The sequence below is a fragment of the Pseudomonas sp. NY15354 genome (genome assembly GCF_048068075.1).
Lineage (GTDB): Bacteria > Pseudomonadota > Gammaproteobacteria > Pseudomonadales > Pseudomonadaceae > Aquipseudomonas > Aquipseudomonas guariconensis_C.
In genome coordinates this window covers 201,339-213,952 of record NZ_JBLUPV010000006.1, presented here as the reverse complement: position 1 = coordinate 213,952, position 12,614 = coordinate 201,339, and the positions used below count along the sequence as shown (strand labels likewise).

Genomic DNA, 12,614 nt, shown 5'->3' with positions numbered 1-12,614 from the left:
AAAATCATTCAACACGGCAAGGCCCGCCGGCCTTAGCCACTGTCAGGGTGTATTCGTACGCCCCAAGGCTGCCCGACATGCCGCCCGGGTAGCTTCGTGCCTCTGGATGATCGGCTTCCAGCATGCCGTCGAGTTCATAGAGCGCCATTTCCAGCAGCTTGCGCAGGTCCCGGGCACTGCCCGCCGAAACGTTGAGCTCGAAGCTCAAAGCCCCTTGGGCGACAACGTCCTGTTCACTGCCTGTAATCACTTCTGCTTCGCCGAGGATACGCTCGTGCTCCTCTTCCATCTGGTCCAGCACCTTCGACAGCTCAAGGACCCGCTCGGGATGAGCGGCCATCAGGTCTTTGATTTCCAGGCGACGGATTTGCCAATCACGGATCTTGTGGCGGGTCTGGTCGTCTACGTGATCCATGATCGATACCTCACGGGGCGAAACAGCTGGTGGAATGCCTTGCATGATAAGGCGCTCGCAGGGGCGGGAGAAAGGCGCGCGGTATTACCAGACGTTGATGCTGGTGCAGGCAGAGACGGGAGAGGACAGATGAATAGCTTGGCGGACGCCAGAAATGGAGGCGGCCCCACCAGCCACACCCCGGCACACGATGTTCCCGCTATGGCTGCTCCCTTCCGGGCCTGACCAGGTTAACGGGTAATCGTTGCGGGGGGACCGATGGGGCCACCACGACGGCTCGCCATGTGACGAGCCGCGCCATTGTACCGGTCTGGGGCGAAGTTACAACCTCTGCATCAAGAAAAAACCATCATTTCTCAATGACTTGTCCCCGCTACCGGTCAGACGGCAATACCATGGCCTTCGAGGAAGCTGACGAATGCATCCTCATCCAGCACCTTGACGCCCAGCTCGCTGGCCTTGGCGAGCTTGGAGCCCGCACCGGGCCCGGCGACCACGCAGTGGGTCTTGCCGGAGACCGAGCCGGCCACCTTGGCGCCCAGGCTTTCCAGTTTGTCCTTGGCGATGTCGCGGCTCATGCGTTCCAGGGTGCCGGTCAACACCCAGGTCTGCCCCGCCAGCGGCAGGCCTTGCGCGATCTTCTTCTCGCTGGCCCAGTGCATGCCAAAGTCCTGTAGCTGCGCTTCGATGGCGCGAGCCAGTCGCTGGTTGGCCTCGACCTTGAAGAACTCCCGCACCGCCTCAGCCTGCTTGGTGTTCAGGGCCTGGCGCAGGTCGATGCCATCGGCTTCGATGATCTTGTCCAGGGAGCCCAGCTTGGCCACCAGCTTTTCGGCACCTGTCGGGCCGACCGAAGGAATATCGAGCTTGGCGATCATGCCGGCCAAGGTGGTGCTGGCGGCGAACTCGGCCGCCAGGTCGCCCTCGTCCTGCAATTGCATACCGCTGTCGAGCAACTGCTTGATGACATCGCGGTTGTGCTCGTCCTCGAAGAAGTTGTGGATCTCGTAGGCGACTTCAAGGCCGATGTCCGGCAGGTAGGTCAGCACCTGCGGCAGGGCTTGCTGCACCCGCGCCAGACTGCCCAGGGAACGGGCCAGAACCTTGGCAGTCTCCTCGCCGACGTCCGGGATCCCCAGGGCGAAGATGAAGCGGGCAAGACTTGGCTGCTTGCTGGCCTGGATCGCGTCCAGCAGCTTATTGCTGGACACTTCGGCGAAGCCTTCCAGCTCGACGATCTGTTCGAACTTGAGGTCATAGAGATCGGCCGGCGAGCGAATCAGGTTCTCATCTACCAGTTGCTCGACGCTCTTCTCGCCCAAGCCATCGATATCCATGGCTCGACGAGAAACATAGTGGATGATCGCCTGCTTGAGCTGGGCGGCGCAGGCCAGGCGCCCCACACAGCGGTACACCGCGCCTTCGCTGGTGGTCTCCTTGCCTTTGCTGCGCTTGACCAGCTGGGTTCGCTCGACTTGCGAGCCACAGACCGGACACTGGGTGGGCACCGCCACCGGCCGTGCGTTGTCCGGACGGCGCTCGGTCACCACCTGCATGACCTGCGGAATGACGTCACCGGCCCGGCGGATGATCACGGTATCACCGATCATCAGGCCCAGGCGGGCGATCTCGTCCATGTTGTGCAGCGTGGCATTGGAGACCGTGACACCGGCCACCTTGACCGGCTTGAGCCGCGCCACGGGGGTGACGGCACCAGTGCGACCGACCTGGAACTCCACGTCGAGTACTTCGGTGAGTTCTTCCATGGCCGGGAACTTGTGAGCGATGGCCCAACGCGGCTCCCGGGCACGGAAGCCTAGCTCGCGCTGGGCGGCCAGGCTGTTGACCTTGAACACCACACCGTCGATTTCGTAGGGCAGATCGTTGCGCCGGGCGCCGATGTCGCGGTAGTACGCCAGGCACTGCTCCACGCCTGCGGCATGGCGCAGCTCGCGACTGATAGGCAACCCCCAGGTCTTGAGCTTCTCCAGAATGCCGATATGGCTGTCGGCGATGGCCTCGGAAACCTGGCCCAGGCCGTAGCAGCAGAACTCCAGAGGGCGGCTGGCGGTGATCTTGGAGTCCAGTTGGCGCAGACTGCCGGCGGCGGCGTTGCGCGGGTTGGCAAAGGTCTTGCCGCCGCTCTCGGCCTGAGCGGCGTTCAGACGCTCGAAACCGGCCTTGCTCATGTACACCTCACCACGCACTTCGAGCACCGCCGGCCAGCCCTCGCCCTGCAGCTTGAGCGGGATGTTGCGCACGGTGCGCACGTTGGCGCTGATGTCCTCACCGGTGGTGCCATCACCCCGGGTGGCGCCCTGAACCAGCTGGCCGTCCCGATACAACAGGCTGACCGCCAGGCCGTCGAGCTTGGGCTCGCAACTGTAGTCGACTGCAGTCTGCTCGGCGAACAGGTCGCCGGCCGGCAGGTCCAGCCCTTCTACCACGCGACGGTCGAAGTCGCGCAGGTCGTCTTCCTCGAAGGCATTGCCCAGGCTGAGCATGGGAATTTCGTGACGCACCTGGCTGAACGCCGCCAGTGCCGCCCCGCCGACGCGTTGGGTTGGCGAATCGGGAGTCACAAGGTGAGGATGCTCGGCCTCCAACGCCTTGAGCTCGTTGAACAGACGGTCGTATTCGGCGTCAGGCACGCTCGGCTCATCCAGCACGTAATAGCGGTAGTTGTGCTGGTCGAGTTCGGCACGCAGTTCATGGATACGGTTTTCGGCGTTCATCGTTCATCTTCTCTTGCAACGCAAAAGAGCAGCCCTGGGCTGCTCTTTTGCTGTAATCGCGCGGGCAGGATCGAGGCAGGATCCGCCCGCTTGGGGCCATCAACGCTTCTGGGTCAGCGCGCGGCGCTCGAATTCGACGATGCGCTGGCGATAGTGCTCGATGGTCTGAGCGGTCAGTACGCTGCGCTGGTCGTCCTTGAGCTCGCCGTTGAGTTCATGGGCCAGCTTGCGGGCGGCGGCGACCATCACGTCGAAGGCCTGCTTGGGGTGACGTGGGCCAGGCAGACCCAGGAAGAAGCTCACCGCACGCGTGCTGAAATGGTCGATGTCGTCCAGATCGAAGACGCCTGGCTTGACTGCGTTGGCCATGGAGAACAGCACTTCGCCGTGACCGGCCATGCTCTCGTGGCGATGGAAGATGTCCATCTCGCCGAAACGCAGGCCGCTTTCGAGGATGTTCTGCAGCAGGGCCGGCCCTTTGAAACCGCCTTCATCGCGGGAAATGACACTGATCACCAGCACTTCCTCGGCCGGCGGCAACTCCTTGACCGTGTTGTTCGCAGCACCGTTGTGGCGGCTGTGCTCGGCAGGATGGTCATCGTCGGCATCGGCGAACAGGTCCGGCTCACGCGGCTCGGCAGCCAGGTTCAGGTCACCCTGCTGTGGCTCACTGGCGCGCTTGCCGCGTTTGCTGGCTTTGGCCGGCTTGGGTTCACGCTCACGCGCCGGGGCGCTGACCGAAGGCAGATCGCTTTCATCCAGCTCGGGTTCTTTTTGGGTTTCCAGTACGCGTGCAGGGCCCAACACCTCGGCATTGCCCTCTTCGTCCGGCAGGTTGGAGTAGCTGCGATCCAGACGGAATTTCAACTTGCCCTTGCCGCCGCGCATGCGGCGCCAGCCGTCAAAAAGAATACCGGCGATGACAATGACGCCGATGACGATCAGCCATTCGCGCAGACCGATTTCCATGTAATCCCGTGCCTCTAAAAAATATGCTTGAAAACAAAGGCTTCAAAGCCCTTTAACACGTGGCGCCAACTCTATGTTCTGACAGGCGTTTTACCCACGCAAAAAACAAGTGACATAAAGCTAGCACGACCAAAGGCAACTTTACACCGTCTGTCGCACATGCCGGGGGATTTCCCCACGTATCCTGCCTTATCTTCGCTCATCAGGCATCGACCATGGCCAGCGCCTCCTCCACATCAACTGCAACAAGGCGTGAACAGCCTGGCTCGTGCATGGTCACCCCCATCAATTGATCGGCCATTTCCATGGCAATCTTGTTATGGGTGATGTAGATGAACTGCACGCTTTCACTCATTTCCTTCACCAACCTTGCGTAACGTCCGACGTTGGCATCGTCCAGCGGCGCGTCGACCTCGTCGAGCATGCAGAACGGTGCCGGGTTCAGCTTGAAGATGGCGAACACCAGTGCGAGGGCGGTCAACGCCTTCTCGCCACCGGACAACAGATGGATGGTGCTGTTCTTCTTGCCCGGTGGGCGCGCCATGATCGTCACCCCAGTATCGAGTAGATCTTCGCCCGTCAGTTCCAGGTAAGCACTGCCACCACCGAAAACTTTTGGAAAAAGTGCCTGCAAACCGGCATTTATCTGATCAAAGGTATCCTTGAAGCGGTTGCGGGTTTCCTTGTCGATCTTGCGAATGACGCTTTCCAGCGTCTCCAGGGCCTCCACCAGGTCGGCGTCCTGTGCGTCAAGGTAACGCTTGCGCTCGGACTGCTGCTGGTATTCCTCGATGGCCGCCAGGTTGATCGCTCCCAGGCGCTGGATCCGCCCATCCAATTGTTCGAGCTCCTGTTCAGTGCCCTGCTCGCTGGCCTCGGGCTCGAGGGTGGCGAGCACGCCCTGCAGGTCATAGCCGTCGGCCAGCAACTGCTCCTGCAGCGTCTTGCGACGCACATCCAGCCCTTGGGATTCCAGGCGGGACTGCTCGAGCTGCCCGCGCAGCAACTGAGCCTGTTGCTCGGCCTGGGTTCGACGCCGCTCGGCATCGCGCAGCTCACGGTCGGCTTCGTCCATGTGCAGACGGGCCTGACGCATTTCCTCGTCGACGCCCATACGCCGTTCCAGCAGCTCTTCGAGTTTCAGGCGAAGTTCTTCCAGCGGCGCTTCACCCTCCTCCAGATTGAGGCTCAGTTGCTCCTGACGCTCGCTCAGGCGCGCCGCCTGAAGCTCCAGGCGCTCCAGGGCCTGACGGGTGGAGTCGTGCTGGGCCCGCAGGGAACCCAGGCGTACCGCCAACTGATGGGCATGATCCTTGTGCTGACGGGCCTCCTGGCGGACACGATCGAGCCCTTCGCGCAAGGTGTCGCGACGCGCCATCAGCTGCTCGCGCTGCTCGGTGTCCTGGGCCATCCGCTCCAGGGCTTCCTGCAACAGCAGACGGGCCTCACCCAGTTGCTCGTGCTCGATGGCCCGCTGTTCTTGGAGTTCGGCCAATTCTTCCTGCAGGCGTCGGCAGCGCAGTTGGACTTGCTCGGCGCGGGCTCGACCAGCCGAAAGGCGCGCCTTGAGCTCGCCCAGCTGGCGGTTTTCATCCTGGCTGCGCCGACGCAGTTGTTCGCGCTGCGCCTCCAGATCGCGCTGTTGCCCGCGCAGGCCCTGAAGGTGTTGATCCAGTTGCTCCAGACGCACCTGAAGTTCGAGCTGCTCCTGGCCCAGGCGTTCGATCTCCTGGCCACGGGCCAGTACGCCGCCCTGGGACTCCCCTCCACGGCTGATCCGCAAAAAGTGCCGCCCGACCCAATACCCGTCTCGGCTGACCAAGCTCTGGCCTTGCGTCAGACCTGCACGCAAAGCCAGGGCCTGCTCCAGGCTCTCCACCGGCCGTACCTGGCCTAGCCAGGGCGCCAGGTCCGTGCGCCCCTCGACTTTATCCAGCAGGCTGCCCGGCATTCGGGCCTGCTCCGGGTTCGCCAGCAGCAGACGCAGCTCGCCCTGCTCCAGGGCGGTGAAGTCCAGTGCTGCGAAGTCGTCGACCAGCACCGCCTGCAGATCGGCGCCCAGCACGGTCTCGACCGCCAGCTCCCAGCCTGGCTCGACCCGCAGCCCTTCGGCCAGTCGTGGCTTGTGCTCCAGCCCCTGGCCACGCAGCCAATCGCTGGCACCAGCGCCCGGCTCCAACGCCGCTTGCTGCAATGCCTCCAGTGATGCCAGGCGCCCGCCCAAACGTTGCAGTTCGCCTTGGGACTGCTGATGGGTTTCGGTGGCCTGTTGCAACAGCTCGCGCACCGCCTCGAGCTGTTCGACCACCTGCTGCTCGCTCAACTGAAGCGTTTCGAGTTCCAGCTCACTCCCAGCCACTTGCTCGGTCAGCTCGAACAGGGCAGCGTCTTCGGGCTCGGCCGCGAGCTGCTCGCGCTCTTCCTCCAGCTTGCGCTGACGCTCGGCTAAGCGCTCCAGGCCCGTCTCCAACTGCTGCAAACGGGCCTGCTGGACCTCGGCCTGGCGTCGCGGCTCGGCGGATTGGGTATTGAAACTGTCCCATTGCTCCTGCCAGGCGTGCATGCCCAGCTCGGCCTCCTCAAGGGTGGCCGTCGCTTCTTCGGCGCTCGCCAGGGTCAGTTCCTGCTCAGGCTCGAGCATCGCCAGCTCTTCGCCCAGGGTCGCCAGCAACGTGCGGTCGTGCCCTAGGTGCGATTCGGTTTCCAGGCGGGTGCGCTCGGCTTCTTTAAGATCGTCCTGCAATTGCCGCAAGCGTTGCTGGCCATGCTGGATGCTCTGCTCCACCCGAGCGATGTCGCCAGCGACGGAATAAAAGCGCCCCTGGACCTGGTTGAAGCGCTCGGACAACTCATGATGGCCGTCACGCAGGCGCTCGATACTGGCATCGGCATTGCGCTGCTCGGCCACCAAGGCCTCGAAAGCCACCTCCTGATCGCCGATGACCACTTCGCGCTGTCGCACGCGCTCGTCCAGCTCGCGCCAGCGCAGGGCCGACAGGCGTGCCTTGAGCTGACGCTCCTGGGCTTTGTATTCCCGGTATTTCTCGGCGGCCTGGGCCTGGCGGTGCAGACGTTCAAGCTGGCGTTCGAGCTCCTCGCGAAGGTCGGTCAGGCGCGCCAGGTTCTCCTGGGTACGGCGAATGCGGTTCTCGGTTTCGCGGCGGCGTTCCTTGTACTTGGAGATGCCCGCGGCTTCCTCGATGAAATTACGCAGCTCCTCGGGCTTGGCCTCGATGAGCTTGGAGATCATCCCTTGCTCGATGATCGAGTAGCTGCGTGGCCCAAGGCCTGTGCCAAGGAAGATATCGGTGATGTCACGTCGCCGGCATTTGGCGCCGTTCAGGTAATAGGTGTTCTGCCCGTCGCGGGTGACCTTGCGACGGATGGAGATCTCGGCGTAGGCGGCGTATTCACCGAGCAACGTGGTCTCGCTGTTGTCGAACACCAGTTCGATGCTGGCCTGGCTCACCGGCTTGCGGCCGGACGAGCCATTGAAGATCACGTCGGTCATCGACTCGCCGCGCAGGTTCTTGGCCGAGCTTTCGCCCATCACCCAGCGCACCGCATCGATGATGTTGGACTTCCCACAGCCGTTGGGGCCGACCACGGCGGCCATGTTGCTGGGGAAATTGACTGTGGTCGGGTCGACGAACGACTTGAATCCGGCCAGTCGAATGCACTTCAGGCGCATCGATCAGACCTGCGCCAGGGCCGCCAGCACCAGCTCGCAACTGCGCTGGCTGTAGGCGACCAGAACCTCGCGGATGCGTGCCTGGTCACGGGCGACCACGGCTTCGAGCAGGCGTGCGAACAGTTCAAGGTAGTCGACCATGTTGGCCTGACGCTGGTCCAGGGCCAGGTAGTAGGCACGACTCATGGCCGGCTGCAGGTTCTCGACGGTCTCCTGCAGATAGGGATTGTCGGCAAACGGATAAGCAGCGCGCATCACCGCGAAACTTTCGGCGACGAACGTCTCGATGTCCTGGTTGGCATGGGCCTGCTGCAGGCGCTGCTGGATCCCAAGGAACGGCTCCAGGTCGCGCTCGTTGCGCCAACGGCTGGCCACTGCGTTGCCCAGCAGGATGTAGAACTCGCCCATGAGCGTGCACAAGCTGCGCACGCCACGTTCATCCAGTTCGGTGACATGGGCACCGCGGCGCGCCAGGATCGCCACCAGATGCCGGCGTTCGAGGATCAACAACGCCTCGCGCACCGAGCCGCGACTGACGTTGAGTGCCTGGGTGACCTTCAATTCCTGGATCCGTTCGCCCGGCTTGAGTTCGCCGCGAATGATCCGTTCGGCCAGGTAGTGGGCGATCTGCTCAGAGAGGCTGTCCGGCGCCTTGAACGTCATGGTTTTCCTTCAGAATCTTGAACGGGGCACAAGGGGGCGATTGTAGCCTACTTGCCTGACTGCCGCGCAGGGGATCGTTGCGCTTTATTCGACCTGCGGACGTGCTGCAGAGCCGGTGCGTTCTATGCTTTGACTATGACGATTTGTCCCGTCGGGACGTGGCGCACGCAAATTCTTGACCTTTGAGTCAGAAAATTATTGACCAAATGGTCAAGCGTGCTTAGAGTCCGACCGAACAACAATAAAACCATTGCGAGGCCTTCCCCGTGATCCAGTTTCTCGTCAACCAGGAGCTGCGTAGTGAGCACGCCCTGGACCCGAACATGACGGTGCTGCAATACCTGCGTGAGCACCTGGGCAAACCCGGCACCAAGGAAGGCTGCGCCAGTGGCGACTGCGGCGCCTGCACCGTGGTGGTCGGCGAGCTGACCCAGGACGACCAGGGCCGCGACACCCTGCGCTACCGCAGCCTCAACTCCTGCCTGACATTCGTCTCGTCGCTGCACGGCAAGCAGCTGATCAGTGTCGAAGGCCTCAAGCACCAGGGCGAACTGCACAGCGTGCAGCAAGCCATGGCCGATTGCCATGGGTCCCAGTGCGGTTTCTGCACCCCAGGCTTCGTCATGTCCTTGTTCGCCCTGCAAAAGAACAGCGACGGCCACGATCTGCACCAAGCCCAGGAGGCCCTGGCAGGCAACCTGTGCCGCTGCACCGGCTACCGTCCGATCCTCGCCGCCGCCGAGCAGAGCTGCGCTCGCCCCTGCCGCGACCAGTTCGACGAACAGCAAGCCCAGACCATCGCCCGCCTCAAGGCGATCGCGCCAACCGAAACCGGTGAGCTCAACAGCGGCGACAAGCGCTGCCTGGTGCCGCTGACCGTGGCCGACCTTGCCGACCTGTACAGCTCGCACCCCGAGGCACGCCTGCTGGCTGGCGGTACCGACCTGGCCCTGGAAGTCACCCAGTTCCACAAGGCGCTGCCGGTGATGATCTACGTCGGTCACGTGGCCGAACTCAAGCGTATCGAGAAAACCGCGACCCATCTGGAAATCGGCGCCGCCACCCCGCTGACCGACTGCTACGGCGCCCTGAACGAGGAGTACCCGGACTTCGGCGACCTGCTGCACCGCTTCGCCTCGCTGCAAATCCGCAACCAGGGCACCCTGGGCGGCAACATCGGCAACGCTTCACCGATCGGTGACTCGCCACCCCTGCTGATCGCCCTCGACGCCCAGGTGGTCCTGCGTCAAGGCGAGACCCAGCGCACCCTGGCGCTGGAAGACTACTTCATCGATTACCGCATCACCGCACGTCAGGACAGCGAATTCATCGAGAAGATCATCGTCCCGCGCGCCAGCGCCGACTGGACGTTCCGCGCTTACAAGGTTTCCAAGCGCCTGGACGACGACATCTCGGCGGTGTGCGCTGCGTTCAACCTGCGTATCGAGGACGGTGTGGTTCGCGAGGCCCGCATCGCCTTCGGTGGCATGGCCGCCATTCCTAAACGTGCCCGTGCCTGCGAGGCCGCCTTGGTGGGCAAGACCTGGAACCAGGCCAGTATCGAACAGGCCTGCCAGGCCCTGGACGAAGACTTCACCCCGCTCTCGGACTTCCGCGCCAGCAAGGAATACCGCCTGCTGACCGCGCAGAACCTGCTGCGCAAGTACTTCATCGAACTGCAATCGCCGTACATCGAAACCCGGGTGACCGCTTATGTCTAACCATCACGTAGCCAAGAGCCAGGCCGAGATGGCCGAACTGTTCAGCCAGGACCTGACCACCGGGGTCGGCCGCAGCATCAAGCATGACAGCGCCGACAAGCACGTCAGCGGCGAGGCGGTGTACATCGATGACCGCCTGGAATTCCCCAACCAGCTGCACGTCTTCGCGCGCACCGCGGACCGCGCCCATGCGCGCATCCTGCGCATCGACACCACGCCGTGCTACGCCTTCGAGGGCGTGCGCATCGCCATCACCCATGAAGACATCCCAGGCCTGAAGGACATCGGCCCGGTGGTCGCCGGTGACCCGCTGCTGGCGATCGACAAGGTGGAGTTCTTCGGGCAGCCGGTGCTGGCCGTCGCAGCCCGCGACCTGGACACCGCACGCCGCGCCGCGATGGCGGCGATCGTCGAGTACGAAGACCTCGAACCGGTGCTGGACGTGGTCGAGGCACTGCGCAAGAAGCATTTCGTGCTGGACAGTCACACCCACCAACGCGGCGACTCGGACAGCGCCCTGGCCACCGCCCCCCACCGCCTGCAAGGCACCCTGCACATCGGTGGCCAGGAGCATTTCTACCTGGAAACCCAGATCTCCTCGGTGATGCCCACCGAGGACGGCGGCATGATCGTCTTCTGCTCCACCCAGAACCCCACCGAGGTGCAGAAGCTGGTAGCCGAAGTGCTGGACGTGCCGATGAACAAGATCGTCGTGGACATGCGCCGCATGGGCGGCGGCTTCGGCGGCAAGGAGACCCAGGCCGCCAGCCCGGCCTGCCTGTGCGCGGTCATTGCGCGCCTAACCGGTCAGCCGACCAAGATGCGCCTGCCGCGCGTCGAAGACATGATGATGACCGGCAAGCGTCACCCGTTCTACGTGGAGTACGACGTAGGCTTCGACGACACCGGCCGCCTGCACGGCATCAACCTGGACCTGGCCGGCAACTGCGGTTACTCGCCTGACCTGTCCGGCTCGATCGTCGACCGCGCCATGTTCCACTCCGACAACGCCTACTACCTGGGCGACGCCACGGTGCATGGCCACCGCTGCAAGACCAACACCGCGTCCAACACCGCCTACCGTGGTTTCGGCGGTCCACAGGGCATGGTCGCCATCGAGCAGGTGATGGACCATATCGCCCGCCATCTGGCGCTCGACCCCCTGGCCGTGCGCAAGGCCAACTACTACGGCAAGACCGAGCGCAACGTCACTCACTACTATCAGACCGTCGAGCACAACATGCTCGAGGAGATGACCGCCGAACTCGAGGCCAGCGCCGACTATGCCGAGCGCCGCGAGTCGATCCGCCGCTTCAATGAACACAGCCCGGTGCTCAAGAAAGGCCTGGCGCTGACCCCGGTGAAGTTCGGTATCTCGTTCACCGCGACCTTCCTCAACCAGGCCGGCGCGCTGATCCACATCTATACCGACGGCAGCATCCACCTGAACCATGGCGGCACCGAGATGGGCCAGGGCCTGAACACCAAGGTCGCCCAGGTGGTAGCCCAGGTGTTCCAAGTCGATTTCGAGCGCATCCAGATCACCGCCACCAACACCGACAAGGTGCCCAACACCTCGCCGACCGCCGCCTCCAGTGGCGCCGACCTCAACGGCAAGGCCGCGCAGAACGCCGCTGAGATCCTCAAGAAACGCCTGACCGAGTTCGCCGCACGGCATTACAAGGTCACCGAGGAAGATGTGGAGTTCCGCAACGGCCATGTGCGGGTGCGCGACCAGATCGTGAGCTTCGAGCAATTGGTGCAGCAGGCCTACTTTGCCCAGGTGTCGCTGTCGAGCACCGGTTTCTATCGCACACCGAAGATCTACTACGACCGCGACCAGGCCCGCGGCCGGCCGTTCTACTACTTCGCCTTCGGCGCCGCCTGCGTCGAGGTAGTGGTCGACACCCTGACCGGCGAATACAAGATGCTGCGGGCCGACATCCTGCACGACGTCGGTGCCTCGCTGAACCCGGCCATCGACATCGGCCAGGTAGAAGGCGGTTTCATCCAGGGCATGGGCTGGCTGACCACCGAGGAGCTGGTGTGGAACGCCAAGGGCAAGCTGATGACCAACGGCCCAGCGAGCTACAAGATCCCAGCCGTGGCGGACATGCCGCTGGACTTGCGCGTGAAGCTGGTGGAAAACCGCAAGAACCCGGAAGACACCGTGTTCCACTCCAAGGCCGTGGGCGAGCCGCCGTTCATGCTCGGCATCGCCGCCTGGTGCGCCATCAAGGATGCCGTGGCGAGCATCGCCGACTACCGCGTGCAACCGCAGGTCGATGCACCGGCGACGCCTGAGCGAGTGCTATGGGGCTGTGAGCAGATGCGCAAGGCGGTGGCCGCCGAGCAGCCTGCCGAGCAGGAACTGGAAACCGTCACCCACTGACAACGCGAAACCCAGTGGGAGCGGGTTC

Annotated in this window: 7 protein-coding genes and 1 other RNA gene; 2 read left to right on the top strand and 6 right to left on the bottom strand. The window is 63.4% G+C overall.

All coding sequences use genetic code 11. The annotated features are described in order from the left end of the window. Positions 1 to 4: 4 nt before the first annotated feature. The 6 genes from ACNFCH_RS09080 to ACNFCH_RS09055 form a co-directional block, all read right to left on the bottom strand. On the bottom strand, positions 5 to 415 hold the full coding sequence (locus tag ACNFCH_RS09080) for a hypothetical protein (RefSeq protein WP_337157044.1): 411 nt from the start codon (positions 413 to 415) through the stop codon (positions 5 to 7). Between the two features lie 164 nt (positions 416 to 579). Then, positions 580 to 676: signal recognition particle sRNA small type (gene ffs, locus ACNFCH_RS09075), an RNA gene on the bottom strand. A gap of 119 nt (positions 677 to 795) precedes the next feature. Continuing rightward, positions 796 to 3,150, bottom strand: coding sequence for an NAD-dependent DNA ligase LigA (gene ligA, locus ACNFCH_RS09070; protein WP_416742646.1), 2,355 nt, complete (start codon positions 3,148 to 3,150; stop codon positions 796 to 798). Positions 3,151 to 3,249: 99 nt separating this feature from the next. Further along, positions 3,250 to 4,119, bottom strand: coding sequence for a cell division protein ZipA (gene zipA, locus ACNFCH_RS09065; RefSeq protein ID WP_337157046.1), 870 nt, complete (start codon positions 4,117 to 4,119; stop codon positions 3,250 to 3,252). Positions 4,120 to 4,321: 202 nt separating this feature from the next. Beyond that, the gene (gene smc, locus ACNFCH_RS09060; protein WP_337157047.1) at positions 4,322 to 7,810 is read right to left on the bottom strand and encodes a chromosome segregation protein SMC; all 3,489 of its coding nucleotides are present in this window, start codon (positions 7,808 to 7,810) and stop codon (positions 4,322 to 4,324) included. A gap of 3 nt (positions 7,811 to 7,813) precedes the next feature. Beyond that, positions 7,814 to 8,473, bottom strand: a complete 660-nt coding sequence (locus tag ACNFCH_RS09055) for a GntR family transcriptional regulator (RefSeq protein ID WP_070092099.1) — start codon at positions 8,471 to 8,473, stop codon at positions 7,814 to 7,816. Between the two features lie 266 nt (positions 8,474 to 8,739). Between ACNFCH_RS09055 and xdhA the strand changes: the two genes are divergently transcribed. After that, a complete protein-coding gene (gene xdhA / locus ACNFCH_RS09050; RefSeq protein ID WP_416742645.1) occupies positions 8,740 to 10,194 on the top strand; it encodes a xanthine dehydrogenase small subunit in 1,455 nt (484 codons plus the stop codon). Then, a complete protein-coding gene (gene xdhB, locus ACNFCH_RS09045; RefSeq protein WP_337157049.1) occupies positions 10,187 to 12,586 on the top strand; it encodes a xanthine dehydrogenase molybdopterin binding subunit in 2,400 nt (799 codons plus the stop codon). Before xdhA ends, xdhB begins: the two co-directional genes overlap by 8 nt. Positions 12,587 to 12,614: the final 28 nt, after the last annotated feature.